This is a genomic window from Sphingopyxis sp. USTB-05 (assembly GCF_023822045.1).
Lineage (GTDB): Bacteria > Pseudomonadota > Alphaproteobacteria > Sphingomonadales > Sphingomonadaceae > Sphingopyxis.
Genome location: NZ_CP084712.1, coordinates 2,217,376 through 2,241,907 on the forward strand (window position 1 = coordinate 2,217,376; position 24,532 = coordinate 2,241,907).

The following is a 24,532-nucleotide window of genomic DNA, read 5'->3' on the forward strand; positions in this document are numbered from 1 at the left end:
ATCCTTTCACGCTTCTTGGGCGGCAGCAGCCATGACGTCGCGCAGGTCCGGCTGCCCCGTATGTGCGGTAAGGCCGCCGTCGACGGGGATCGACGCACCGGTGACGCCGCTGGCATCGTCTGAGGCGAGGAACAGCGCGACCGATGCAATCTCCTCCGGACGCGCGAAGCGGCCCGACGGCACGATCCTTTCCCATTCGGCGCGCAGCCCTTCGATCGCGTCGACGCCGCTTGTCAGCAGCGGGGTATCGACCGGGCCGGGGCAGATCGCGTTGGCGCGGATATTGTCGCGCGCATGGTCGATCGCGAGGCAGCGGGTGTAGTTGATCACCCCGGCCTTCGCTGCGTTGTAAGCCGTGAAGCCATAGTCGGCTGCCATGCCCGATGCCGAGGCGGTGTTGACGATCGCCCCGCCCCCGCGCGCCTTCAGATGCGGGATGATGGCACGGCAGGCGTAGAAGACTGCGTCGAGATTTACGGCGATGCAGCGCCGCCACTGCTCGATGTCCATATCGGGAGTCAGCCCGAAATTGCCGACCCCGGCATTATTGAAGAGGATGTCGATCCCGCCGAAGCGCTCGACCGTCTTCTCGGCGAGCGGATCGAAGGCCTCGGCATCGGCAACGTCGACCAGTTCGCAAGCCGCCTGCGGGCCGAGTTCGGCCGCGAACACCGCTGCCCGTTCGACGTCGAGTTCGGCGATCATCACAGATCCGCCTTCCGCGACGAAGCGACGCACAAATGCCGCCCCGATACCGGATGCGCCGCCAGTGACGATCGCGGCCTTGCCTGCAAATCTCATTGCGTCTGTCCTTCTTTCTCTTGATGCAGCCAGGCCAAAAGCGCTGCCGTTACCGCCTCGGGCCGCTCTTGCTGTGTCCAATGCCCGCAACCCTCGAGAAGGATCGCATCGGACAGGTTAGGTACTTGGGCCCGCATCGCTGCGATCATGTCGAGGCCGGGCAGCATTGACAGCACAAGGTCGCGCGTGCCGCCGATATAGAGCGCCGGCTGATCGATCACCCTTCCGCGCCATGGCTCCAGATAGGCGACATCGCGGTGCTGGTTGCGATAACGGTTGAGCGGCCCGCGCAGACCGCTCGCGCGAAACTCGGTGGTCAGATACGCGATGTCCGCATCGGGCAGCCACGCGGGAAAGGGATCGGGATCGGGTAATCCGTCGAGCAGGCGGGAATCGGCGGACCGCTCGTCGCCCAAACCGTCGGGAGCTTCCCCCGCCAGCCAGAAATAGAAACGGCGGATAAAGCCGTCGAGGTCAGCCTCCGCTTCCGCTTCCGCGATACCGGGCGTCTGGAAATAGTCCTGATAGAAAAAGCGTCCCCGATCCGAATAGACGGGCTTTAGGGCATCTATCAAAGCGACCTCGGCGACGCCGATGAACGGCACCGACAGCGCAGCGACCGCGCTGACCCGGTCGGGGTGCAGCAGCGCAGTATGCCAGACCAGATACGCACCCCAGTCATGACCGATCAAAATGCCGGGCCGGCCTTCGCCCATTGCATCCACGACGCCCGCGATATCGGCCGTCATGCTTTCCAGATCATAGGATTCGACGGCATCCGGCTTGTCGCTGCCCCCGTATCCGCGGCAATCGATGGCGCATACACGGTAGCCCGCCGCCGCGATCGGTCCGATCTGGTGCCGCCAGGCCGCCCAGCTTTCGGGAAAGCCATGCACAAGCACCACCAACGGCCCTTCGCCGGTTATCGCCGCGCGCAGGTTGATGCCGTTGGTGGCTATCATGTGGAAGGCGGGTTGGATCACAGACGCCAACCGACCGAGATGCCATAGGTCGCGGGGCGGCCCGCCATGCGCCATGCGGTGTCGGCCTGGAAGGTAGAGTTCCAGTAATATTCGTTGAAGATGTTGCGCCCCCAAAGCTGGACGCGCAACTTGCCGTCCTCGGTCTCGACACCCGCGCGCACGTCGACAAGCGTCCGGGCGTTTATCCGCAGGATCGCGGGATCGCCGAAGGTCGAGTTGGTCGCGCTGTTGTAGTTGACGTTGGTGCCGATCACAGCGTTCCAGCGATCGCTGACGGGCCATTTATACTGGACGTCGGCGGTCGCCTGCCACTTCGGGGTGAACGGGAATGCCGAACCTTCGTAATCGGCGAAGACTCCGGTGCCGTTATAGCCCGTGAATTCGTCGATGCGGCTCTTCACATAGGTGCCTGACAGGTTCGCCGTCAGCCCCTGCACCGGCCGCCAGTCGATCGCCGCCTCGACACCATAGATGTGCGAGGTGGGGATGTTGACGAGCCGTTCGAGCAGCCCGAAGATCGGGTCGAGAATGCGGCCGCGGACCTGCTTGTCCGAATAATCGTAGTAGAAGCCCGCGGCATTGAACTGCAGCGTGCGATCAGCGAGCGGCAGTTTGAACCCGGCTTCATAGGCGAGCAACGATTCCTGCGTCGCAGGCAGGAATCCGGTGAAGGACGATGCCGGCACCGTCGGGAACCCGCCCGCTTTCCACCCGCGGGAGATGTTCGCATAGACGATCGCGCGGTTGTCGAACGTATAGGTCAGCCCGCCACGCCATGAGATATTATCCTGCTTTAGTTCATCGACGACCAGCGAAGGCTGGAATGCGGGACTGAAGGTCAGGCAGCCGCCGGCCGGGATCGGCGTGATCGGCGGCGCGCCGGTGAACAATTCGGTCAGCACGTTGAAGCTCAAATAGGTCGTGCCGTCGCCATCATAGCCGCAGCCGTTGAAACTGCGCTCGTTGCGCGTGTAGCGGATGCCGCCCTGCGCGGTGAGGTTCGGCGTCAGATCATATTCGAGATTCGCATAGCCCGCATAAGTGGTCACCTTCTGATTGGTAAACACCGCCGATACGGTCAGGATCGGCAGGCCGGGGATGATGACGTTGCTGCTGAGATCGTTCGTGAAGAGGATCTGCTGCTCGCCTGCCTTATCGTGCGAATAATTGGCGCCGAGAATCCAGCGCGCGTCGCCGCTGGTGCCGGTCAGCCGCAGTTCCTGGAAGAAGCTCTTCACATTGCCCGGCGTATAGCTGTCGAGCTGGCGCCACTGCGTCGCGTCGAGATCCTGCGTCGCGTCCGTGTTGAATTCGATCCATGAGGTGATCGACGTCAGGCGAACATCGTCCGACACGTCGAGATCGGCGCGCAGCGAGGCCTGGTAGAAATCATCGTCGCGGCGCATCGGGGTCTGCGCCGACCAGTTGGCGGCACGCGCATTCTCCGGCGCCAGCGGCGTCGCGAGCACATAGGGATAGGCGCCGGCCGGGTTATAGGGCGTGTGCGCGGTCAGCTGCGGCGCCTGCACGTCCGACTTGTCGCGCCACCCGTTGAGGTTAAGCGTGAATTCGAGCGTGTCGGTCGGGTTCCAGACAACGAGCGCGCGCCCCGCGATGCGGCGGGCGCTGCCCAGCTTGTCGTTCCGCGTGTAATTCTGCTGCCAGGCTCCGCCTTGGTCGACCCGCGCGCTCAGGCGCACACCGAGTGTGTCAGTCAGCGGCGCACTGACAAAGCCCGACAGTTCGAACGCGTTGAAACGGCCGAAACTCGCATCAGCCCCGGCCTCGAATTCGCTGCCTGGTTTGGCGGATATATAGTTGATCGCGCCGCCGGTCGCGTTCTGGCCGTAGAGCGTGCCCTGCGGCCCTTTCAGCACCTCGACGCGCGACAGGTCGAGCGCGGCGCCCTGCGTCAGGATCGCGAAAGGCAGCGGCACTTCGTCGACATAGACGCTGACTGCGGGCGACGCCGCGAGCGTCGATTCGTAGAAGCCGACGCCGCGTATCGTATAGACCGGGGTTGCGATCTGACTCTGGGTAAAGGTCAGACCGGGAACGATCTTGGCGAGGTCGGCAACGGTGCTGATGCCCTGCGCGGTGAGTTGGTCGCCGCCGATGGCGGTGATCGACATCGGGACCGAGTTCAGCGACTGTTCGCGGCGCTGCGCGGTGACGATGATTTCGCTTGCATTTTCGGCCGTCGTTTCGGCGCTGTCCGCCTCCGCCGTCTGTGCCACTACCGGGGTAGCAATTACAGATCCGGCAAAAGCCACGCCTGCCAACAGGCGCGCCGCAAGTCCCTTGGGCATCTCTCTCTCCTTTTTGGAGTCGGCTTATCTGGTTGCCGACTTTCCTTCAGGAAATCAGATTGCCCAAAACTAGTCAAGTACGACTAATCAAGTTTGCCTATTTTTATTTTTCGCGGCCCCTTGCCGCAAGATTGGCGCAAAACCGACGGTGTCGTTCCTTCATCCGTTCGATCGCGGCGATGATCATCGGACGCGACTGGTTCACGCTATTCTCGATGATCAGCCCGCGCACGCTCGCGATCAGCAGCCAGCCGTGCGGAACCAGCGCCTCGGCATCGGCGAAGCCCGCCTCCCGTGCGAGCTTGATGAACTCGTCGTGGATCTCCTGTTCGACCCTGCTTGTGACCGGCTGCAATCCGTCGAGCAGTTCGCGATCCCAACGCGCCGCCAGCAGGATATCAGTCAACGCAAGCCCCTCAGGCTGCGAATGCGTTTCCCAAGAGATGCGCGCATAGTCGGACAATCGCTCGAACGGATCTTCGATTGCCTCGGCCATGCTGCGGGCCGCTTCCATGACGCCGCGCATCGCTCGCTCGGCGGTCGCCACCATTAACGCCACGCGGTTGGGGAACTGGTGAAGTACCGAGCCGCGGCTCAGCGCGGCCTCGGCCATAACATGCTCGATCGTGGTCGCAGTAAAACCCGCGCGCACGATGCATTTGATCGTCGCGTCGAGGATTTTTTCCCGCGTGTCGATGCCGCGTCGCGTCATTCGGCGCGACCGACCGGCAACAGGAATAGAAGTCACATCGCTCATAGGACCATTTGGCTGCGCAGCGTCAAAACGTCAAACTCGGTCGATGTCTGTCAGACGAACATTCCGGACTGGCCTTTAGCTGGCCGTCCGCTTTCCCATAGGATCAGCGAAAGCGAAGATCGCTGACCGCTCAGCCGTCGCCGCCGCATCGAACGCATATCGGCCGCACCCAGCTATCGGGAGTGTGCCAATAGCTTGCCCGGCTTCGGCGTGCTCGATAAGGAGGTCCGATGAAATCGGCCCCCTGTACCATCTAACCGCCTCCCGCACGAAGATGTGTGGAGTAACGAAGGCGCGCCGATCCGGCCGCGCCTGCGGATGTTGCACGGCTTGAACAGCCGCCGGCGCACAGAGCCGGTTTCATCGGACGATTTCATGACCAATTATTTCGATAGCCCCTTCAAGGGGATCACGCTCGACAAACAAGTCACGCATCCCAATATCCGCGTGGGTCGATACAGCTATTATTCGGGCTATTATCACGGCCATAGCTTCGACGATTGCGCCCGCTTTCTTCTCCCCGACGACGATGCAGACAAGCTTGTCATCGGCAGTTTCTGTTCAATCGGGTCGGGCGCCGCCTTTATCATGGCGGGCAATCAGGGACACCGGAACGACTGGATCAGCACATTTCCCTTTTTCTGGATGCCGGAGGTGCCTGCATTCGAAGATGCGCTCAACGGCTTCACTGCTGCGGGCGACACAGTGATTGGCAACGACGTCTGGATCGGCTCCGAAGCCATCGTCATGCCGGGGGTCACCATCGGGGACGGCGCCGTCATCGGCACTCGAGCCGTCGTGACGCGCGACGTCGCGCCTTATACGATTGTCGGAGGAAATCCTGCGCGTCCGATCCGAAAGCGTTTCAGTGACGAAGACATCCTCCGGCTCGCCGAGATGCAATGGTGGAACTGGTCCGATGAGGATCTCAAGAGCGCTATGACATTGCTGACCGCTGGCAACGTCGAAAGCCTCTATAAGCACTTTTCTGCGAAGTAACTGCCGATGAACGACAAGGGTGGAAATGGGTCGACCCGTTTCCACCCACCCCCCGGCCGTGACTGGCCGAAACTTGCCTGGACGCAGAACAAACAGCTTCAAGCCAGCGCGATCAATGGCGAACTGTCGGCAAGGTCCCAAGCTCCGGCATCCACAATAGAGCTTGAACGAACGTCGGCTTTCACGAAAGCAATAGAAGCAGATGTCGCCTCAAACTGCACATCGGCGCGATTTTCGAGAATCAAGGCGGACTTCAGATAGAAGGCAGGCCGATCTCAAAAGACACTTAAATCAAAGCGTTGGGATAAAGGTGGGATTTTCCACAGAAAATCTAGCTACATCATTGATATAGCGAGGAAATGGTGGAGCCTAGCGGGATCGAACCGCTGACCTCCTGCATGCCATGCAGGCGCTCTCCCAGCTGAGCTAAGGCCCCGTACCATTTCATCGTGCCGCCCTGGCCAATCATGTTGGCTGCGACCGGGACGCCGCCTTTAGCAGCGCCGTCGGGTGATGCAAGGGGCCAAATGCATCTTGCGATGCCTTTTTGACCCCCCGCTCAGAAAATCAGGTTTCGACGTCGTCGTCGTCCGCGGTCGCGACGCCCAGATCGTCGTCGCCGCCGAGGTCGACGTCATTGTCGGGAGAATCGCTATCCTCGTCGACATCGACGTCCAGATCCAGATCCTCGTCGACGCCTTCTTCCTTGACGACCTTACCGGGCTTTTCGATCTGCTCGAACGGCATCGGCTGCTTCGATTTCAGAACCGATTCCGGAATCCAGTTGTAACCGCAATTGATGCAGTTGATCGGATCATCCTTGGTCAAATCATAGAATCGGGTTGCGCATTTCGGGCAGCTACGCTTCGTGCCCCATTCAGCCTTGATCATATATGCCTCGTAACCCTTTGGAACAGGATAAAAATATCGGAAGAGCGACGGAATTTGAATAGCTATCCGTCAAATCGGCGTGCGCCTTGCCAGATTGCAAGGCCGCTGTCAAAAGCCGCACGCCATGACCGATCAAACCGCCACGCCGCGCAGCTTTTCTGCTTCCGTTCCGCTTAAAGGTAGGATCGCGATTCCGGGTGACAAGAGCATCTCGCACCGCTCGTTGATGCTGTCGGCGCTCGCAGTCGGCGAAAGCCGCGTCACCGGCTTGCTCGAAGGGCATGACGTGCTCGCCACCGCCGCCGCGATGCGCGCGATGGGGGCGACGATCGAACGCCGGGACGACGGCGAATGGCGCATTCATGGCGTCGGCGTCGGCGGGCTCCTTCAACCTCGGGAAGCTCTCGACATGGGGAACAGCGGCACCTCGACCCGCCTGCTCATGGGCCTTGTCGCGAGCCATCCGATCACCACGACCTTTATTGGCGACGCCAGTCTGTCCGGCCGCCCGATGGGCCGCGTCATCGACCCGCTTTCGCAGATGGGCGCCGACATCAGCGCTTCGCCGGGCGCCAAAGGGACCAAGACTCTGCCGCTGATGGTACGCGGCCTCGCGCCCGCCATCCCCCTTTCCTATCGCCTCCCCGTCGCCTCGGCGCAGGTGAAGAGCGCGATCCTGCTCGCGGGTCTCAACACGCCGGGGATCACCGAAGTGATCGAACCCGTGCCCACGCGCGACCATAGTGAACGCATGCTGCGCGGCTTCGGGGCCGAGCTGACGGTCGAGTTGGGCGGCAACGGTACGCGCCATATCCGCATTCGCGGCGAGGCCGAACTTAAACCGCAGACGATCGTCGTCCCCGGCGACCCCTCGTCCGCGGCATTTTTCATCGTCGCCGCGCTCGTCGTCCCCGGTTCGGATGTCCTCATTGCCAATGTCGGTCTTAATCCCACACGCGCAGGTCTGGTCGAAGTCCTGCGGCAGATGGGCGGCGACATCGAACTTGTCGATGCGCGCGAAGTCGGCGGCGAACCCGTCGCCGACCTTCGCGTTCGATACAGCAGCCTCAAGGGCATCGAGGTCGATCCCGCGGTCGCGCCAAGCATGATCGACGAATTTCCGATCCTCTTCGTCGCCGCAGCGCTCGCCCAAGGCCGCACGGTTACCACGGGGCTCGACGAACTGCGCGTCAAGGAAAGCGACCGCATTGCCGTAATGGCCACGGGCCTCAAGGCGATCGGAGCGCGCGTCGAAGAGACCGAGGACGGACTGATCATCGACGGCACGGGCGGCGACCCGCTGCCCGGCGGCGCGACCATCGCGGGCCATCTCGACCACCGTATCTGCATGAGCTTCGCGATCGCGGGCCTCGTCAGCAAGGCAGCCGTGACGATCGACGACATCGCCCCGGTAGCGACCAGCTTCCCCAATTTCGAGGAACTGCTGGCCGGACTCCAGCAATGATCATCGCAGTCGATGGCCCCACCGCGTCGGGCAAGGGCACACTCGCGCGCCAGCTTGCCGAACATTTCGGCTTGCCCGTACTCGACACCGGGCTCCTTTATCGCGCGGTCGGTTACCAGACGCAGCTGAACCATGGTGATGCAGACAGTGCCGCCGATGCTTTGGCTGCCTGCGACTTCCCCGACAGCCTGCTGGACGATCCCGCGCTGCGCTTCGAAACCACCGGCGGGCTCGCCAGCCGCGTGTCGGTCCACCCACAGGTCCGCGCCGCGCTGTTCGAACGGCAGGTCGAATTCGCGAACCAGCCCGGCGGCGCAGTGCTCGACGGCCGCGACATCGGCACGGTGATTGCGCCGCACGCCGACGCCAAGCTGTTCGTCACCGCCAGCCCCGAAGAACGCGCGCGGCGCCGCCATGCCGAGATGGTGGGGCGCGGCGTTACCGTAAGCTTCGAAGCCGTACTCGCCGACGTTCACGCCCGTGACGCGCGCGATACCGGCCGCGCCGACGCGCCGCTGATGCGCGCGCCGGACGCCATGCTGCTCGACAACACGGACATGGACCGGGACGCAGCACTCGCCGCCGCCATCGCTTTCATCGAGGAGCGCCGCAAGGCGCGCGGCTGAGACCGGCTTTCCACCTTGCTTTTAAGGGGGGTGCGCACTATACGCGCGCCGTCCGACGGGCATTTTGCCGGTCGAGGCACGGACAAACCGCCGCTCTTACCCGAGCGTCGGGCGCGATGGAGCTGATCCGTCGCGCCCCTTTTGCTTTGCCCCTGCCTTGTCCTGCCAAAGGTTCGAAGGATGTCTTGCCTCGCATCCGGCGGGCAGGACGGATCGGCCACAAGACCAGCGGAACCAACCGCTTGGCCGGAACAAATGAAGTAAGGAAAACACTCTATGGCCTCTACGGCTTTTCCGTCGCGCGACGATTTCGCCGCGATGCTCGACGAATCGCTGGGTGGTGCTGATGGCGGCTTTGAAGGCCGCGTCGTCAAGGGCACCGTGACCGCGATCGAAAACGACCTGGCAGTGATCGACATTGGTTTGAAGAGCGAAGGCCGCGTGCCGCTTCGCGAATTCGCCATGCCGGGCCAGAAGGCCGACATCAACGTCGGTGACGAAGTCGAAGTCTATGTCGACCGCGTCGAAAACGCCAATGGCGAAACCATGCTGTCCCGCGATCGCGCCCGCCGCGAAGCCGCCTGGGACCGCCTGGAAGAAGAATTCAACAAGGAAGCACGCGTCGAAGGCGTCATCTTTGGCCGCGTCAAGGGCGGCTTCACCGTCGACCTCGGCGGCGCCGTTGCGTTCCTTCCGGGTTCGCAGGTCGACATCCGCCCCGTGCGCGACGTTGGCCCGCTCATGGACCTGCCGCAGCCCTTCCAGATCCTCAAGATGGATCGCCGCCGCGGCAATATCGTCGTCTCGCGTCGCGCCATCCTCGAGGAAACGCGCGCCGAACAGCGTTCGGGCCTGATCCAGAACCTCGAAGAAGGCCAGATCATCGAAGGCGCAGTCAAGAACATCACCGATTACGGTGCGTTCGTCGACCTCGGCGGCATCGACGGCCTGCTCCATGTCACCGACATGAGCTACAAGCGCGTCAACCACCCGAGCGAAGTCATCAACATCGGTGACACCGTCCGCGTCCAGATCATCCGCATCAACCGCGACACGCAGCGCATCAGCCTTGGCATGAAGCAGCTCGAAAGCGATCCGTGGGAAGGCGTCGCCGCCAAGTACCCCGTCGGTGCGAAGCTCTCGGGCACTGTCACGAACATCACCGACTACGGCGCGTTCGTCGAACTCGAAGCGGGCATCGAAGGCCTGGTCCACGTCAGCGAAATGTCGTGGGTCAAGAAGAACGTCCACCCGGGCAAGATCGTTTCGACCAGCCAGGAAGTCGACGTCATCGTCCTCGAAGTCGACAGCGACAAGCGCCGCATTTCGCTCGGCCTCAAGCAGGCCCAGTCGAACCCCTGGGGTGCTTTCGCTGAAGCTCACCCGGTCGGCTCGGTCGTCGAAGGCGAAGTCAAGAACGCGACCGAATTCGGTCTGTTCGTCGGCCTGCCGGGCGACGTCGACGGCATGGTTCACATGTCGGACATCGCTTGGGGCATCTCGGGCGAAGAAGCGCTGCACCTCCACCGCAAGGGCGAGGCCGTGCAGGTCGTCGTTCTCGACGTCGACGTCGAGAAGGAACGCATCAGCCTCGGCATCAAGCAGCTTGAAAAGGGTGCTCCGGCCGTTGGTGGCGGTACCGCTGCCGTCGGTTCGCTGAAGAAGAACGACGTCGTCACCGTCTCGGTCCTCGAAGTTCGCGACAACGGCCTCGAAGTTCAGGCTGGCGAAGATGGCGCCACCGGCTTCATCAAGCGCGCCGATCTTGGCCGCGATCGCGACGAACAGCGCGCCGAACGTTACCAGGTCGGTCAGAAGTTCGATGCGATGGTCATCGGCTTCGACCGTTCGAAAAAGCCGAACTTCTCGGTCAAGGCGATGCAGATCGCCGAAGAGAAGGAAGCGGTTGCTCAGTACGGTTCGTCGGACTCGGGTGCGTCGCTCGGCGACATCCTCGGCGAAGCGCTGAAGGCCGGCAAGAAGGATTAATTTCCTCTTCCCTCGCTCACGCGAAACAAAAGGCCCGCAGAGTGTCCCTCTGCGGGCCTTTTTCTTTCGGTGATATATTTTGACCGGACAGTGATTCGTGATACCTTCTGCGCGCGTTGGGAGGGGTCTCGCGCACAATGGACCGGCAACGACCGGAACTGCTTCGGCAGGAAATGCGTGGCTATACATAATAGGGGAAGCAGATGATCCGGTCAGAACTGGTTCAGAAGATCGCGAGCGAAAACAGCGATTTGCGGCTAGAGGAAGTCGAGCGCATCGTTGACACATTCTTCGATTCCATCGTCGATCAGCTCGCCTCGGGCGGGCGTGTCGAACTGCGTGGCTTCGGCGCCTTCTCCACCCGATCGCGCGAGTCGCGCGTCGGACGCAATCCCCGAACAGGGGCCTCCGTCGATGTGAAGGCGAAGAGCGTGCCCTATTTCAAACCGGGCAAGGAAATGCGCGAACGCCTGAACGGCTGAATTTTCCGCATTTGCTAGCTGTCATTCCGGCGCAGGCCGGATTCTCGTCGGCGCGTCAATAGAATGCCATGAGATCGTGTTTCGGAGCCACGTGCCTTCCGAACACCCTGCGCCGTGATGACGAAGTCGGTAAAGTCTATGGACTGCCGGCTCAGTTCTTAAGCCGGTATCCCGTCCGGAACATCCAGAAAATCACACCGAGGCACAGCGCCAGGAACAGCGCGACCGCGCTCATGCTGACTTCGATCCCGACGTCGCCCTTGCCGAAGAAGGTCCAGCGGAACCCGCTGATCAGATAGACGACGGGATTGAACAGCGTGATCGTCCGCCAGGCGGCAGGCAGCATGTCGAGCGAGTAAAAAGCGCCGCCCAGAAAGGTGAGCGGATAGATGACCAGCATCGGGATCACCTGAAGCTGCTCGAAGCTTTGCGCCCAGATGCCGATGATGAAGCCGAACAGGCAGAATGTCACCGCCATCAGGATCATGAAGGCGACCATCAGCAGCGGGTGCGCGACCTGCACGTCGACGAAAAGGTGCGCGGTCGCAAAGATGATCGAGCCGATGACCACCGACTTGGTCGCCGCGGCGCCGACATAGGCGATGACCGTCTCCAGCGGCGACAGCGGCGCCGACAGCATTTCGTAGATCGTCCCCGTCCATTTGGGCATATAGATGCCGAACGAGGCGTTGCTGATGCTCTCGGTGAACATCGTGAGCATCATCAGCCCAGGCACGATGAACGCGCCATAGGGGACATTGCTGACCTCGGTCATCCGGCTGCCGATCGCCGATCCGAAGACGACGAAATAGAGCGCGGTGGTGATCACCGGCAACATCAGGCTGGTCCAGAAGGTGCGGCCGAAGCGCGCCATTTCAAAGGCATAGATTGCGCGCACACCGCGCCAGTTCGCGGTCATGCGGCTTCTCCCTTCGCACCGTTCGAATCATGCACCAGCCCGACGAAAATATCCTCGAGCGAGCTTTGGCGCGTGTGCAGATCCTTGAACTGAACGCCGATGTCGGTCATCCGCCTGAGCAACGAAGGCACCCCCGTCGCCTCGGCGCGGCTGTCGAATTCATACACCAGCTCATTGCCGTCGCCCGTCAGTTCGAGCTTCCACTGCGCCAGCTCTTCGGGGATCGCCGCGAGCGGTTCGACAAGGTTGAGCGTCAGCGTCTTACGCCCCAGCTTCTTGATCAGTTCGTCCTTCTGTTCGACGAGGATCAGCCGCCCGCCGGTGATCACACCGACGCGGTCAGCCATTTCCTCGGCCTCCTCGATATAGTGCGTCGTGAGGATGATCGTGACGCCGCGTTCGCGAAGCCCGCGCACCATGTTCCACATATCGCGGCGAAGCTCGACGTCGACGCCCGCGGTCGGTTCGTCGAGGAACAGGATTTCGGGCTCGTGTGACAGCGCCTTCGCGATCATCACGCGGCGCTTCATCCCGCCCGACAATTCCATGATCTTCGCCGAGCGCTTGTCCCACAGCGACAGATCGCGCAGCAATTGCTCGATGAACGCCGGATCCTTGGGCTTGCCGAACAGCCCGCGCGAGAAGCTGACGGTCGCCATCACACTCTCGAACGCGTCGGTGTGCAATTCCTGCGGCACCAGCCCGATCATCGTCCGCGCCGCGCGATAGCCCTGGGCATGGTCGTGCCCGCCGACGATCACCGTCCCGCTGCTCGCCGTCACGATCCCGCAAACGATGCTGATCAGCGTCGTCTTCCCCGCACCGTTCGGCCCGAGCAGCGCGAAAATCTCGCCCTTGTTGATCGTCAGGTCGACATCGCTCAGCGCCTTGTGACCGCTTTTATATGTTTTTCCGAGACCGGAAATTTCGAGGACTGGAGTCATGGCACGGCATCTAGCCGAGCCACAGCATGGCGTGAAGCGTCAAACATCGCTTGACCTCCATCGGTCCATCGGCTTGACCGGCGTCGGTCACGCGGACGTGGCGAAATCGGTAGACGCAGCAGACTTAAAATCTGCCATCCTCTGGGTATGCGGGTTCAAGTCCCGCCGTCCGCACCAGACAGAAATCGGAAGTGACCCCCGCCACCTTATTTGGTCGGCGGATAATCGGCCGATATAGGGCATGGCCTTGCGCCGCGCCCCGTCCTAGGGTGCTGCGCAATGCCTTTCGTCCGTCCCGCCGCCGCCCTGCTGCTCGCCGCATCCGCCCCGTTCGCGCTGACCGGCTGCGGCTTGTTCGGCGAACGCGGCCCGGTCAAGATCGCCGCAATCGGCACGCTCAATCCCTCCGCGACCCCGCTCAATGGCGAGCTGTCTTCCGCCAATGCCGCGCTGCTCGATGCGACATCGCAGGGCCTCGTCAGCTATGACGGCGAAGGCCAGATCGACACCGGCCTCGCAGATCGCTGGACCGTAACGACCGACGGGCGCAGCTATATCTTCCGCCTGCGCGAGGCCAAATGGACGAATGGTCGCAAGGTGACGGCCGAGGATGTCGCCGCGATCCTGCGGTCCTATCTGGCTCCCGCGAGCCGGCATGTGCTGAAGAACGACTTTCCCGAGGTCGATACGATCAAGGCGATGACCGATACCGTCATCGAAATCCGCCTTGCAGTGCCGCAGCCCGCGATCCTCGAACTGCTCGCGCAGCCCTCGATGGCGATCGTCAACAAGGGCATGGGTTGGGGCCCGATGCGCGCGCGCAAGATCGGCCGCGCAGTGCTGCTTTCGCCCGTTCCCGATCCACTTGCCGAAGACCCCGAGGCGGCCGAAGCAGCCGCAAACGACCCCGCCGCCTCGATCGAACTCACCGGCACCTCGCCCGCCGGGGCGCTTGCGCGGTTCAAGAATGGCTATGCCGACGGTGTCGTCGGCGGCCGCTTTTCGACCCTGCCCTATTTCGCCGCGTCGAACATCGGCCGATCGCGCCTGGTCGTCGACCCGGTCCCCGGCCTGTTCGGTCTGTCGTTCGTTCGCGCCGAAGGCTTCCTTGCGACCGACGCCAACCGCGACGCGCTGGTCCGCGCAATTCGTCGCGAGCGATTGATCGAAGCTTTCGGGCTCGCCGAATGGCAACCGCAGGTCACGCTCCGCCCGGCACTTTATGCACGCGATGGCGGCCCCGCACCACTCGTGCCCGCCTGGGCAGAATATGACGAGGCCTCGCGGATCGCGCAGGCAAAGCGCGCCGTCGACGCCTGGCGCGCCGCCGGGCGTGCGATCGAGCCGCTGCGCATCGCGGTTCCCGACACCCCCGGCGGTCGCATCCTTTTTGCTTATGTGTCGGCCGACTTTAAGGCGGTCGGTGTGCCAAGTCAGCGCGTCGCGATGGCGGCAACCGCCGACCTCCGGCTCATCGACGAAGTTGCGCCGAACGACGATGCGCTGTGGGCGCTGCGCCGCCTGTCGTGCCGCCGCGATACGCTCTGCAACCGGGAGGCGCAGGAGCTGATCGACCAGGCGACGGTCAATATCGACGCCGGCCAGCGTCGGGTTCAGGTTAGCGAGGCCGAAGCGGTGCTCGGACGCTATGCCCCTTTCATTCCGCTCGCGACTCCGCTGCGTTGGTCTGTCGCGTCCCAGCGCCTGACGGGCCTCCGCGCAAATGGCCGCGCGCAGCACCCATTGAATCATGTGATCGCCTTACCTAACTAATACAGCGGCGCTGCAAGTTCGAGCGCTTTTGAAAGGACCCCGATGGCCCCTTCGACCCCGAATCCCGATGCGCTTTTCGACGCGCTGATTTCCAATCGCAACGATCCGGCTGCGCTGCGCAAGCGCGTCGAGACACTGGAAATCCTGCTGGAACGCAGCTTCGTCATTCCCGGCATCAACCGCCCCGTCGGCCTCGATGCAATCGTTGGGCTCGTCCCTGTCGTCGGCGATGTGATCGCGGCGACAATGGGCGCCTATCTGATCTGGGAAGCGCGCAACCTCGGCATGCCGAAATGGAAGGTCTGGCGCATGGTCGGCAATCTGGGCGTCGATACCGCACTCGGCGCGGTCCCGGTCGTCGGCGACGCGTTCGACTTCTTCTTCCGCTCGAACACGCGCAATCTCAAGATCATCAAGAAACATCTCGACAAGCATCACCCCGGTACGATCATCATCGACCAATAGGCGATGCGCCTTCTTCCCTTGGGGTGTTCAATGCTGCTAACACAGCGCCGCCACACCCCAGGGGAGACTATTGAATGATCCGCGCCAGCCTTGCCGCGCTTGCCCTAAGCTGTTCGATAACCGCCGTTGCGACCGCCGCGCCGCAAGACAAGGACCCGTATCTCTGGCTTGAAGATATCGAGGGCGCGAAGGCGCTGGACTGGGTCAAAAAGGAAAATGCGGCAACCGACAAGCTGATCACCGGTCGCCCGGGTTTCGAGGCCGACCGCAAGCGTGCGCGCGAAATCCTCGACGACGACCGCCAGATCGCCGAGCCGGGCGAAGTGATGGGCGACATGATCACCAATTTCTGGCGCGACGCAAACAATCCACGCGGCATCTGGCGCCAGAGTCCGCTCGATGCCTATCTCGCGGGCAAGCCCGTCTGGACGACGCTCATCGACGTCGACGCGCTCGGCAAAGCGGAGAAACAGAGCTGGGTCTGGCATGGCGCCGACTGCCTTGCGCCGGATTACAAGCGCTGCCTCGTCTCGGTCAGTCCCGGCGGCACCGACGCCGACGTGGTTCGCGAATGGGACCGCACGACAAAAAGCTTCGTCGGCGGCGGCTTCACGCTGCCGCAGGCAAAGAGCAGCGTGACATGGGAGGACGCCGACACCCTGCTCGTCGCGACCGATTATGGTCCGGGCAGCATGACCGCTTCGGGCTATCCGCGCATCGTCAAACGCTGGAAGCGCGGCACCCCGCTCGCGTCGGCGGCGACGGTAGCCGAGGGCGAGCAGGAAGATGTCGGAATGAACGTCTTCGCACTTGTCGACGGCGGCAAGCGCTGGCCGATGATCAGCCGCGGCAAGACCTTCTACACCACCGATTACCTGATCCGCGGCCTTGGCGGTGACAGCTATCATTCGACGATCATTCCCGACACCGCCAGCCTTCGCGATGTGCTCGGCGGACAGGCAATCGTCTTTCTAAACAAGGATTTCGGGACCGGCTTTCCCGCGGGCTCGCTGATTTCGCTGTCGCTCGAGGACATGGCGGCGGACCGGCAGGTGCCGATCATTCCGGTGATGGCGCCGACGAAGGCTCAGGCGATCGAGGATGTCTCGGCGACCGACAATATCCTTTGGGTCAAGGCGCTCGACCATGTGGAGGGCAAGCTCTTCGCGCTGCGCCGCGACCCGAAGACCGGCAGTTGGAGTCAGAAGGAGGTTCCGCTCGCCGCCAACGCGACCGTCAACATCGCGGGCGCGATCGGCAAGCGCGATACGATCTTCGCGAGCGCCGAGACGATGCTGATGCCGCCGACGCTTTACGCCGTGTCCGAAACCGCCGCGCCGCAGGCGGTGCAGAGCCTGCCCGCAACCTTCGACGCCAAGGACATGACCGTCGAAAAACGTTTCGCTACGTCGAAGGACGGCACCAAAATTCCTTATTTCATCGCCCGAAAAAAGGGCTCGACCGGCCCCGTCCCGGCGCTCGTCCACGCCTATGGCGGCTTCCGCGCGGCGCAGACGCCGGGATATCTCACCGGCCAGCCCTATCGCGCCGGCCCGCTCGGCCTGTTCTGGGTCGAGGACGGCAACGCCTATGTCCTCGCCAACATCCGCGGCGGCGGAGAATATGGCCCCGCTTGGCACCAGGCTGCGCTGCGCGAAAAGCGCCAGAACAGCTTCGACGACCTTCATGCGGTCGCGGAGGATCTGGTAAAAACCGGGGTCAGCGCGAAGGGCAAGATCGCAATCTCCGGCCGATCGAACGGCGGCGTGCTTGTCGGCGCGGCGATGACGCAGCGCCCCGATCTCTATGGCGCCGTCATCTCGGGATCGCCGATCAAGGATATGTGGCGTTACGACAAGATGCTCGCGGGCGCCTCGTGGGTCGCCGAATATGGCGATCCCGACGTGCCCGAGGATTGGGCCTTCCTGTCGAAATATTCGCCCTATCACAACATCCGCAAGGGCGTGAAATACCCACCGATCTTCCTCTATCTTTCGACCAAGGACGACCGCGTCCACCCCGGCCACGCCCGCAAATTTGCCGCGCGGCTGATGGAGAACGGCAACCGCGTCTATTATCACGAATATCTGGAGGGCGGCCATTCGGTCGGCGCCGACCATGCCGAAGATGCGGTGCGCGCCGCCATGCTCCACGGCTTCCTGCTGCGCGAACTGGTCGAGAAGAAATAGCGGCGCAGCCGTATCCAAAACCGTTCGTGCCGAGCTTGTCGAAGTACCGTTCTTCTTCTTGCAATGTCAAAAGACAGAGCGGCCCTTCGACAGGCTCAGGGCGAACGGTCTTGGTCGGCGCATGTAGCGCTAACGAATCTGCCTTTTTTCCAGCTTCCGCGCGAGCGTGCGACGGTGCATCCCCAGCCGCCGCGCGGTCTCCGATATGTTAAAATCGGTCTCGACCAACGTCTGATGGATATGTTCCCATTCGACGGTTTTGATCGACGACTGGCGGTCGCCCACCGGCGTTTCCACATTGCCCTCGGCGCGGTCGAACGCCGCCTCGATATCGTCGGTATTCGACGGTTTAGCGAGATAATAGGAAGCGCCGAGCTTGATCGCCTCGACCGCCGTCGCGATGCTCGCAAAGCCGGTGAGCACGACGATCCGCATCATCGCGTCCGACGCGCGCAGCGTCTGCACGCACGCAAGCCCCGACGCGCTGCCGAGCTTCAGGTCGACGACGGCATAGCCTGGACGGAACCTCTGCAATATCTCGTCCATCTCCTCGGGGCTGTGCGCGACCTTTGCCACATAGCCGCGCCGCTCGAACGAACGCTTCAGCGTCCGCGCGAACGCCTCGTCGTCCTCGACGATCAGCAATTTCCGCCCGTCGTTCGTGGCCTCGCTCATGTCGTTTCTCCACCGGGCCGCGCGACCGCCGAGATCGGCAGCGTGATCCGCACCAAGGCGCCGCCCGCGTCGCGGTTCGCCACCGTCGCCCCGCCGCCAAGCTTGCGCAGCACGTTCACGAGCAGGAACAGCCCAAGCCCGCCGCCCGGCCGCCCCTTGGTCGAACGATAGGGCTGACCGAAATTCGCGAGCATCTCGTCGCTGAACCCGGGCCCGCGATCCGCGATCTCTATCACCGCCATATCGCCGTCGCGCGTCGCGCTGACACCGACCCAGTCGGGCGACACTTCGGATGCATTGTCCATCACATTGTCGATCACCTGCCGCAGCGCGGGGTCCGATACGATCGCGACGTCAACGCCGAAGCGGTCGTTGAACTCGACCGTGCCGGGGCGGCGGAGCGCGCGCGATCCGGTGACGATGTCGATCAGGAAAGCGCGCATCGTCGTGAGCTGCGGCGCCTCGCCGCGCGCCTCGCCCGCCGACATCAGGATGCCGCTGACGATCGCCTTGCAGCGCTGTACCGCCGCATCCATGTCGGCGAGGTCCTCTTGCATCTCGCGGTCCTTCGCGAGCCGCGGTGCGGCCTTCCAGTCGCCAATCAGGACCGAAAGCGTCGAGAGCGGCGTCCCTAGCTCGTGCGCGGCGCCTGATGCGAGCAGGCCCATGCGCACGATATGATCTTCCTCGGCGGCACGCTGACGGCTCGCCGCGAGCGCCGCATCGCTGTCGCGCAAATTGCGGTTGATCCGCGTAACGAAGGCCACGAACAGCACCGCGATCAGCAGGAAACAGACGAAGCTGCCCTTCAGATACAGCCCCATCGGATCGGCCGCATAGGGCGGCGGTAACAAGAGCGGCGTCGGGTCGATACGCAAAGCCGCGAGTGCTGCCAGCGCCGCCGCGACGATCGCCCACGACGAACGCGGCGTCAGCAGGATCGCACCAATCACGACCTGTAATAGAAACAGCGAGGCGAAAGGATTGGCCAGCCCTCCACTGTGGTGAAGTTGCCAGCAGAGCGCGGCAACGTCGAACAGCAGCACCGCAGTCAATTCCGCATTGGTCACCGCGCGGCCGCGGCGGAGCAAGGCAATGCTCGCAAAGTTGATCGCGATCAGCACCATGATCGCGGCAAGCAGGGGGGCGTGTGGAAGCGATATACCCATCGGCCCGCTGACGATCCCGATCGTCGCAAGTTGCCCGCCGACCGCAATCCAACGAAGCTGGATCAGCAGCGTCATGTTGCGGCGCCCGGCGGGGACTCGAGCTGGCGCGGCCGGCAAGATCGTCGAACTGGTCATCAATCGCGAATACGCCACAGCCGCCAGGCAAAAAAGAGGCTGAGCGCACAAAGCGCAAACCACGTCAGTGCATAGACCAGATGATTGTCGGGGAAACGCACCACGGTCAGCCCACCGACGGGATAGCTGCCGGGATTCGGCGAAGCGTCGGCGTCGATGAAATAGGGCGCGACATTGCTGAGCCCCCTAGCTTTCGCGATTGCTTCCACATCGCGTGAAAACCAACGGCCCGCCGCCGGATCGTTCGAACGCAGGAATGCGCCCGCGGGTTCGGTGACGCGCAACAGCCCGGTTATCGTCACAGGTCCCGTGACGTTCCCCACCGCGCGCGTCGTCACGTCGCGCCGGTCCTTGGGCACAAAACCGCGATTGACCAGCAAGGCGAACCTCGGCGTTTCCAGCGGCGTCAGCACCCAGAAGCCGGGCCCGCGATCGGTGACCGCCTGGACGAGCGTTTCGCGATCATGGCGGAAAACGCCCGTTGCGGTGACGCGGCGATAGGCGTCATCCTTTGCGTCGACCGCATCCCACGCGCCAGGCCCGGGCGCGGCCACCGGCGCCGCATGAATGCGCGCTTCGACCGCCGCGACCAGTTCATGTTTCCACACGCGCCGTTCGAGCTGCCAAACGCCGAGCGCCGCGAGGCCGATCGCCGCGATCAGCGCCGCTGCGGCAAAGGCCGCGCGGCGGGTGCGTTTCACGGCACCTGACCCGTAGCCTGGCTGGTCGGCTCGTGCGGCATCGGCATCATGTTGGTGTTGAGGTGGTGCATCACCCACAGCGACCCCGCCAGCATGATCACGACGACGATGATCGTGAAGACGAGCGAGGTCAGTGACCAGCCGCCCTCGGCCTTTGGCGTCATGTGCAGGAAAAAGACCATGTGAACGACGATCTGGACCACCGCAAAGCCCATGATGATCGCACCCGTCGCACCGGCGCTCAGCGGCATCGTCATCACCAGCCAAAAGGGTATGGCGGTGAGTATCACCGACAGGACGAAACCGATGACATAGTCGCGCATCGACGCGTGCGGCATCTCGATCTCATCATGACCGTGCGCGCCAGAAACGTTGTGGGCGGGATCGGCGCTCATCGCAGCACTCCCATCAGATAGACAAAGGTGAAGACGCCGATCCACACGACGTCGAGGAAGTGCCAGAACATGCTGAGGCACATCACGCGGCGCTTGTTTGCGGCGATCAGCCCGTGCTTCGACAGTTGGAACATCAAAGTGACCAGCCAGATGATACCAAAGGTGACGTGCAGCCCGTGGGTGCCGACCAACGTGAAAAAGCTCGACAGGAAGGCGCTGCGCTGCGGGCCCGCACCAATCTCGATCAGATGATGGAATTCATAGAGTTCGATCCCGAGGAAGGCCAAGCCGAAGAACCCGGTGATCGCGAGCCAAAGTTGAACTCCCCTCACCTTGCCCTGCTGCATCTGGAGCACCGCAAAACCGTAAGTGATCGACGAGAAGAGCAGCATCGCGGTGTTGAGCGCGATTAGTTTCAGGTCGAACAGATCCTTCGGCGCCGGTCCGGCGGCATAGCTGCCGCCGAGCACGGCATAGCAGGCAAAGAGGATCGCGAAGATGAGGCAATCGCTCATCAAGTAGATCCAGAAGCCCAGCATCGTGCTGTGCCCCTCGGGATGTGCGTGCTCGTCGAGGTCGTAGAACTGGACGGGCTCGTCTGCGGTCATGGTCTTGGCACTCATCGCATCAGGCTCCGGCAGCCAACTGGCGGGTACGCGCTTCCTCGACCGCCGTGACCGTCGCCGCCGGAATGTCGAAATCGCGCTTGTAGTTGAAGGTGTGATAGATCGCGCCCGCGACCGTCGCTGCAAAGCTCAGCGCCACCAGCCACCAGATATGCCAGACAAGGGCGAAGCCCATGACGAGGCAGAAGCCCGACAGGATCATCCCCGTGCCGGTGTTGCTCGGCATATGGATGTCGCGATAGCCATCGACTGGACGTTGATGCCCGCGCGTCTTCATGTCGTACCAGGCATCAAGGTCGTGGATGACGGGCGTGAAGGCGAAATTATAGTCGGGCGGCGGCGAACTGGTCGCCCATTCGAGCGTGCGGCCTTCCCACGGATCGCCGCCCGTCGTGTCGCGCAGTTCCTTGCGACGCCAGATGCTGACACCGAACTGGACCAGCATCGCGCCGATGCCCGCGGCAACGATCAGCGCGCCGATGCCCGCGATCACGAACCATATTTGCAGGCTGGGATCGTCGAACACGCGCATGCGCCGCGTCACGCCCATCAGGCCGAGGATATAGAGCGGCGTGAACGCGACCCAGAAGCCCACGACCCAGCACCAGAAGCTGACCTTGCCCCAGAACACGTCGAGCTTGTAACCGAACGCCTTGGGCCACCAGTAATTGATCGCCGCGAACAGGCCGAACAGCACGCCCCCGATGATCACATTGTGGAAGTGCGCGATCAGGAACAGCGAGTTGTGGAGCACGAAGTCGGCTGGCGGCACGGCGAGCAGCACGCCGGTCATGCCACCGATGACGAAAGTGAGCATGAAGGCGATCGTCCACATCATCGGAAGTTCGAAGCGGATGCGGCCGCGGTACATCGTGAAGAGCCAGTTGAAGAGCTTGGCGCCCGTCGGGATCGAGATCACCATCGTCGTGATGCCGAAGAAGCTGTTGACGCTGGCCCCCGATCCCATGGTGAAGAAATGGTGCAGCCAGACAAGGTACGAGAGGATCGTGATGCAGATCGTCGCATAGACCATCGACGTATAGCCGAAGAGCCGCTTGCCAGAGAAGGTCGAGGTGACTTCAGAGAAGACGCCGAACAGCGGCAGCACCAGGATATAGACCTCGGGATGGCCCCAGATCCAGATCAGGTTCACATACATCATCGGCGATCCGCCGAGGTCGTTGGTGAAGAAGTTGGTCCCGACATAACGGTCGAGGCTGAGCAGCACGAGCGTCGCGGTCAGGATCGGGAAACTCGCGACGATCAGGATGTTCGAGCAGAGCGAGGTCCAGGTGAAGACGGGCATCTTCATCAGGCCCATGCCCGGCGCGCGCAGCTTCAGGATCGTGACGATCAGGTTGATGCCCGACAGCGTCGTGCCGACGCCGGCTATCTGTAAGCCCCAGATATAATAGTCGACGCCGACATTAGGGCTGTAGGCAATCCCCGACAGCGGAGGATAGGCGAGCCAGCCGGTCTGCGCATATTCGCCGATGAACAAGGAGATCATCGTCAGCACCGCGCCCGCGGTCGTCATCCAGAAGCTGAAATTGTTGAGGAAGGGAAAGCTGACGTCGCGCGCACCGATCTGGAGCGGCACGATATAGTTCATCAGCCCGGTGATGAACGGCATCGCGACGAAAAAGATCATGATCACGCCGTGCGCGGTGAACACCTGGTCGTAGTGATGCGGGGTCAGATACCCTTCGGACCCATTGAACGCCATCGCCTGCTGCAGGCGCATCATGATCGCATCGGCAAAGCCGCGCAGGAACATGATGAGCCCCAGGATCATGTACATGATCCCGATGCGCTTGTGGTCAACGGTCGTGAACCATTCTTTCCATAAATAGCCCCAGAGGCGGAATTTGGTGATCAGGCCGAGCACGGCGATGCCGCCGAGGACGACGCCGATAAAGGTGACGACGAGGATCGGCTCGTGCAGCGGCAGCGCCTCGAGCGACAGCTTGCCAAGGATCGGACCGGTTTCGGGTGCGGGATGCGGGATGGTCATGGGGGTCTCGGCTCGTTCAGGACATCGGGCGTTCGGCGGCGGGTGCGCGCAGCGCCGTGCGTTCGGGCTTGGAAGGATGGGGAAGCCCCTCGCCCTTCAGCTTCTCCGGCGCGACCGGCTTGGCGTCGGGGCGGTCGTTCGACATGACCGGCGAGCTGCAATAGGCCGCGACGTAACGCATGCTCCAGCGCGCCGCATCAACCGTCCCGCGCGCGGCAAACTTGTCATAGGTGACCTGCCGGACATTGCCGATGCCGGCGATACCCGCGCCGCCGGCGGCGTCGAGCGACATCATGTCGTGCATGCACATCTTGCCGGGCTCGACGCACATGTTGACGACCGCATCAAAGAGCTGCGGATCGCTCGCGGCGAAGCGGCGAACGGGTTCCTTGTGGGTGGGCTTTTCGAGCTTCAGATAAGTATCGCGGCTGAGGTCTCCCTCGGCCGATGCCTTCGTCGCTGCGACCCATTTGTCGAACTCGCCCGCGGGCAGGCTCTTCACCGCAAAGCGCATGTTCGAAAAGCCCCAGCCCGAATAATTGGCCGAAAAGCCTTCGTAGTTGCCGGTCTTATCGAACACGCCGTGCAGCTTGGTTTCCATTCCCGGCATCGCGTAAATCTGCCCCGCCAGCGCGGGCACGTAAAAGCTGTTCATCACCGAAGAGGAGGAGATGCGGAAACGCACCGGCCGATTCACCGGCAATGCCAGTTCGTTCACGGTAGCAACGCCCTGTTCGGGATAGATGAACAGCCATTTCCAATCGAGTGCAACCACCTGCACGTCGAGCGGCTTTGCCTCCGCCGCCACCGGCTGACCCGGCCCCGTGCGCGCGAGCGGGCGATAGGGATCGAGCAAATGCGTCGCGACCCACGTCACCGCGCCCAGACAGATGATGATCAAGAGCGGCGCCGACCAGATGACCAGTTCAAGCTGCGTCGAATGGTCCCAGTCGGGCTTGTAAGTCGCCTCCTTGTTCGACGCGCGATACTTCCACGCGAAGAAGATCGTCAGCCCCATCACCGGCACGATGATCAGCAGCATCAGCACGGTCGACAGGACGATCAGGTCGCCCTGCTGACGCGCGACGTCGCCGGCGGGATCGAGCACGATCAGCCCGCAACCCGACAACAGGGGCAGCGCGGCGAGCAGCGGCAAGAGCCGCAATCGGGCGGAAAAACGGGGGAGATTGCTTGGCATGATGCGCGCCTAGGCCTCCTTTGTTGC

At 62.7% G+C, this 24,532-nt stretch carries 23 protein-coding genes and 2 tRNA genes; 9 read left to right on the forward strand and 16 right to left on the reverse strand.

The window, feature by feature from the left end; genetic code table 11:
- Window positions 1–6: 6 nt before the first annotated feature.
- The 4 genes from KEC45_RS10125 to KEC45_RS10140 all read right to left on the reverse strand — a co-directional run bounded on the left by KEC45_RS10125 (window position 7) and on the right by KEC45_RS10140 (window position 4,805).
- A complete protein-coding gene (locus KEC45_RS10125) occupies window positions 7–801 on the reverse strand; it encodes an SDR family NAD(P)-dependent oxidoreductase (protein WP_062179830.1) in 795 nt (264 codons plus the stop codon).
- On the reverse strand, window positions 798–1,784 hold the full coding sequence (locus KEC45_RS10130; RefSeq protein WP_252171998.1) for an alpha/beta fold hydrolase: 987 nt from the start codon (window positions 1,782–1,784) through the stop codon (window positions 798–800). Before KEC45_RS10130 ends, KEC45_RS10125 begins: the two co-directional genes overlap by 4 nt.
- Complete coding sequence (locus KEC45_RS10135; protein ID WP_252171999.1) at window positions 1,781–4,093, reverse strand: TonB-dependent receptor; 2,313 nt, start codon at window positions 4,091–4,093, stop codon at window positions 1,781–1,783. The genes KEC45_RS10130 and KEC45_RS10135 overlap by 4 nt, the downstream gene beginning before the upstream one ends.
- Before the next feature lie 103 nt (window positions 4,094–4,196).
- The gene (locus tag KEC45_RS10140; RefSeq protein WP_062179825.1) at window positions 4,197–4,805 is read right to left on the reverse strand and encodes a TetR/AcrR family transcriptional regulator; all 609 of its coding nucleotides are present in this window, start codon (window positions 4,803–4,805) and stop codon (window positions 4,197–4,199) included.
- 420 nt (window positions 4,806–5,225) lie between these two features.
- Here KEC45_RS10140 and catB point away from each other — a divergent pair, with 420 nt between their 5' ends.
- Window positions 5,226–5,849 carry a type B chloramphenicol O-acetyltransferase gene (catB, locus tag KEC45_RS10145; protein ID WP_062183781.1) on the forward strand — a complete coding sequence of 208 codons (624 nt, stop codon included), beginning with the start codon at window positions 5,226–5,228 and terminating at the stop codon, window positions 5,847–5,849.
- A gap of 98 nt (window positions 5,850–5,947) precedes the next feature.
- Here catB and KEC45_RS10150 read toward each other — a convergent pair whose 3' ends face one another.
- From KEC45_RS10150 to KEC45_RS10160, 3 genes are all read right to left on the reverse strand, one after another.
- Window positions 5,948–6,094 (reverse strand): hypothetical protein, encoded by a 147-nt coding sequence (locus KEC45_RS10150; RefSeq protein WP_193749132.1) that lies wholly within the window; start codon window positions 6,092–6,094, stop codon window positions 5,948–5,950.
- 115 nt (window positions 6,095–6,209) lie between these two features.
- A tRNA-Ala gene (locus KEC45_RS10155) sits at window positions 6,210–6,285 on the reverse strand.
- A gap of 131 nt (window positions 6,286–6,416) precedes the next feature.
- Window positions 6,417–6,740 carry a TIGR02300 family protein gene (locus KEC45_RS10160; RefSeq protein WP_056370418.1) on the reverse strand — a complete coding sequence of 108 codons (324 nt, stop codon included), beginning with the start codon at window positions 6,738–6,740 and terminating at the stop codon, window positions 6,417–6,419.
- A 124-nt stretch (window positions 6,741–6,864) separates the two neighbouring features.
- On the opposite strand from KEC45_RS10160, the gene aroA reads away from it, so the two are divergent.
- The 4 genes from aroA (at window position 6,865) to KEC45_RS10180 (ending at window position 11,302) form a co-directional block, all read left to right on the forward strand.
- A complete protein-coding gene (aroA, locus tag KEC45_RS10165; RefSeq protein WP_062179822.1) occupies window positions 6,865–8,205 on the forward strand; it encodes a 3-phosphoshikimate 1-carboxyvinyltransferase in 1,341 nt (446 codons plus the stop codon).
- Window positions 8,202–8,831, forward strand: coding sequence for a d(CMP) kinase (locus KEC45_RS10170; protein ID WP_062179819.1), 630 nt, complete (start codon window positions 8,202–8,204; stop codon window positions 8,829–8,831). The genes aroA and KEC45_RS10170 overlap by 4 nt, the downstream gene beginning before the upstream one ends.
- 276 nt (window positions 8,832–9,107) lie before the next feature.
- Window positions 9,108–10,820 (forward strand): 30S ribosomal protein S1, encoded by a 1,713-nt coding sequence (rpsA, locus tag KEC45_RS10175; RefSeq protein WP_062179815.1) that lies wholly within the window; start codon window positions 9,108–9,110, stop codon window positions 10,818–10,820.
- Window positions 10,821–11,023: 203 nt separating this feature from the next.
- Window positions 11,024–11,302, forward strand: coding sequence for an integration host factor subunit beta (locus tag KEC45_RS10180; protein ID WP_062179812.1), 279 nt, complete (start codon window positions 11,024–11,026; stop codon window positions 11,300–11,302).
- A gap of 151 nt (window positions 11,303–11,453) precedes the next feature.
- Here KEC45_RS10180 and KEC45_RS10185 read toward each other — a convergent pair whose 3' ends face one another.
- Both KEC45_RS10185 and KEC45_RS10190 read right to left on the reverse strand, forming a co-directional pair.
- Entirely contained in the window at window positions 11,454–12,221 is a 768-nt protein-coding gene (locus KEC45_RS10185) for an ABC transporter permease (protein WP_062179808.1), read from the reverse strand.
- Complete coding sequence (locus KEC45_RS10190) at window positions 12,218–13,165, reverse strand: ABC transporter ATP-binding protein (RefSeq protein ID WP_062179805.1); 948 nt, start codon at window positions 13,163–13,165, stop codon at window positions 12,218–12,220. The genes KEC45_RS10185 and KEC45_RS10190 overlap by 4 nt, the downstream gene beginning before the upstream one ends.
- Window positions 13,166–13,256: 91 nt before the next feature.
- Between KEC45_RS10190 and KEC45_RS10195 the strand changes: the two genes are divergently transcribed.
- The 4 genes from KEC45_RS10195 (at window position 13,257) to KEC45_RS10210 (ending at window position 17,592) form a co-directional block, all read left to right on the forward strand.
- Window positions 13,257–13,342 (forward strand) — tRNA-Leu (locus KEC45_RS10195).
- Between the two features lie 102 nt (window positions 13,343–13,444).
- Window positions 13,445–14,938 carry an ABC transporter substrate-binding protein gene (locus tag KEC45_RS10200; protein ID WP_062179803.1) on the forward strand — a complete coding sequence of 498 codons (1,494 nt, stop codon included), beginning with the start codon at window positions 13,445–13,447 and terminating at the stop codon, window positions 14,936–14,938.
- A 42-nt stretch (window positions 14,939–14,980) separates the two neighbouring features.
- Window positions 14,981–15,403, forward strand: coding sequence for a DUF4112 domain-containing protein (locus tag KEC45_RS10205; protein WP_062179798.1), 423 nt, complete (start codon window positions 14,981–14,983; stop codon window positions 15,401–15,403).
- 74 nt (window positions 15,404–15,477) lie between these two features.
- Window positions 15,478–17,592: a prolyl oligopeptidase family protein gene (locus KEC45_RS10210; RefSeq protein WP_062179795.1), complete on the forward strand. Its 2,115-nt coding sequence runs from the start codon at window positions 15,478–15,480 to the stop codon at window positions 17,590–17,592.
- A gap of 129 nt (window positions 17,593–17,721) precedes the next feature.
- Here KEC45_RS10210 and KEC45_RS10215 read toward each other — a convergent pair whose 3' ends face one another.
- Genes KEC45_RS10215 through cyoA form a run of 7 tightly spaced genes read right to left on the reverse strand, consistent with a single transcriptional unit; the run spans window position 17,722 to window position 24,505 of the window.
- On the reverse strand, window positions 17,722–18,267 hold the full coding sequence (locus tag KEC45_RS10215) for a response regulator transcription factor (protein WP_062179793.1): 546 nt from the start codon (window positions 18,265–18,267) through the stop codon (window positions 17,722–17,724).
- Window positions 18,264–19,511, reverse strand: coding sequence for an ATP-binding protein (locus KEC45_RS10220; protein WP_238586620.1), 1,248 nt, complete (start codon window positions 19,509–19,511; stop codon window positions 18,264–18,266). Before KEC45_RS10220 ends, KEC45_RS10215 begins: the two co-directional genes overlap by 4 nt.
- Before the next feature lie 59 nt (window positions 19,512–19,570).
- The gene (locus tag KEC45_RS10225; protein WP_062179790.1) at window positions 19,571–20,272 is read right to left on the reverse strand and encodes an SURF1 family protein; all 702 of its coding nucleotides are present in this window, start codon (window positions 20,270–20,272) and stop codon (window positions 19,571–19,573) included.
- Entirely contained in the window at window positions 20,269–20,667 is a 399-nt protein-coding gene (gene cyoD, locus KEC45_RS10230; protein WP_062179789.1) for a cytochrome o ubiquinol oxidase subunit IV, read from the reverse strand. Before cyoD ends, KEC45_RS10225 begins: the two co-directional genes overlap by 4 nt.
- Window positions 20,664–21,290, reverse strand: a complete 627-nt coding sequence (gene cyoC / locus KEC45_RS10235; protein ID WP_062179787.1) for a cytochrome o ubiquinol oxidase subunit III — start codon at window positions 21,288–21,290, stop codon at window positions 20,664–20,666. The genes cyoD and cyoC overlap by 4 nt, the downstream gene beginning before the upstream one ends.
- A gap of 4 nt (window positions 21,291–21,294) precedes the next feature.
- Window positions 21,295–23,307: a cytochrome o ubiquinol oxidase subunit I gene (gene cyoB, locus KEC45_RS10240; RefSeq protein WP_062179782.1), complete on the reverse strand. Its 2,013-nt coding sequence runs from the start codon at window positions 23,305–23,307 to the stop codon at window positions 21,295–21,297.
- A gap of 16 nt (window positions 23,308–23,323) precedes the next feature.
- Window positions 23,324–24,505 (reverse strand): ubiquinol oxidase subunit II, encoded by a 1,182-nt coding sequence (gene cyoA / locus KEC45_RS10245; RefSeq protein WP_062179779.1) that lies wholly within the window; start codon window positions 24,503–24,505, stop codon window positions 23,324–23,326.
- Window positions 24,506–24,532 lie beyond the last annotated feature (27 nt).

What these genes read in the sequence shown, in the direction of transcription:
- KEC45_RS10125 (WP_062179830.1), bottom strand. Translation starts at nt 801, where the DNA reads ATGAGATTTGCAGGCAAGGCCGCGATCGTCACTGGCGGCGCATCCGGT.
- KEC45_RS10135 (WP_252171999.1), bottom strand. Translation starts at nt 4,093, where the DNA reads ATGCCCAAGGGACTTGCGGCGCGCCTGTTGGCAGGCGTGGCTTTTGCC.
- KEC45_RS10140 (WP_062179825.1), bottom strand. Translation starts at nt 4,805, where the DNA reads ATGACGCGACGCGGCATCGACACGCGGGAAAAAATCCTCGACGCGACG.
- catB (WP_062183781.1), top strand. Translation starts at nt 5,226, where the DNA reads ATGACCAATTATTTCGATAGCCCCTTCAAGGGGATCACGCTCGACAAA.
- KEC45_RS10160 (WP_056370418.1), bottom strand. Translation starts at nt 6,740, where the DNA reads ATGATCAAGGCTGAATGGGGCACGAAGCGTAGCTGCCCGAAATGCGCA.
- aroA (WP_062179822.1), top strand. Translation starts at nt 6,865, where the DNA reads ATGACCGATCAAACCGCCACGCCGCGCAGCTTTTCTGCTTCCGTTCCG.
- KEC45_RS10170 (WP_062179819.1), top strand. Translation starts at nt 8,202, where the DNA reads ATGATCATCGCAGTCGATGGCCCCACCGCGTCGGGCAAGGGCACACTC.
- rpsA (WP_062179815.1), top strand. Translation starts at nt 9,108, where the DNA reads ATGGCCTCTACGGCTTTTCCGTCGCGCGACGATTTCGCCGCGATGCTC.
- KEC45_RS10180 (WP_062179812.1), top strand. Translation starts at nt 11,024, where the DNA reads ATGATCCGGTCAGAACTGGTTCAGAAGATCGCGAGCGAAAACAGCGAT.
- KEC45_RS10185 (WP_062179808.1), bottom strand. Translation starts at nt 12,221, where the DNA reads ATGACCGCGAACTGGCGCGGTGTGCGCGCAATCTATGCCTTTGAAATG.
- KEC45_RS10190 (WP_062179805.1), bottom strand. Translation starts at nt 13,165, where the DNA reads ATGACTCCAGTCCTCGAAATTTCCGGTCTCGGAAAAACATATAAAAGC.
- KEC45_RS10200 (WP_062179803.1), top strand. Translation starts at nt 13,445, where the DNA reads ATGCCTTTCGTCCGTCCCGCCGCCGCCCTGCTGCTCGCCGCATCCGCC.
- KEC45_RS10205 (WP_062179798.1), top strand. Translation starts at nt 14,981, where the DNA reads ATGGCCCCTTCGACCCCGAATCCCGATGCGCTTTTCGACGCGCTGATT.
- KEC45_RS10210 (WP_062179795.1), top strand. Translation starts at nt 15,478, where the DNA reads ATGATCCGCGCCAGCCTTGCCGCGCTTGCCCTAAGCTGTTCGATAACC.
- KEC45_RS10215 (WP_062179793.1), bottom strand. Translation starts at nt 18,267, where the DNA reads ATGAGCGAGGCCACGAACGACGGGCGGAAATTGCTGATCGTCGAGGAC.
- KEC45_RS10220 (WP_238586620.1), bottom strand. Translation starts at nt 19,511, where the DNA reads ATGACGCTGCTGATCCAGCTTCGTTGGATTGCGGTCGGCGGGCAACTT.
- cyoD (WP_062179789.1), bottom strand. Translation starts at nt 20,667, where the DNA reads ATGAGCGCCGATCCCGCCCACAACGTTTCTGGCGCGCACGGTCATGAT.
- cyoC (WP_062179787.1), bottom strand. Translation starts at nt 21,290, where the DNA reads ATGAGTGCCAAGACCATGACCGCAGACGAGCCCGTCCAGTTCTACGAC.
- cyoB (WP_062179782.1), bottom strand. Translation starts at nt 23,307, where the DNA reads ATGACCATCCCGCATCCCGCACCCGAAACCGGTCCGATCCTTGGCAAG.
- cyoA (WP_062179779.1), bottom strand. Translation starts at nt 24,505, where the DNA reads ATGCCAAGCAATCTCCCCCGTTTTTCCGCCCGATTGCGGCTCTTGCCG.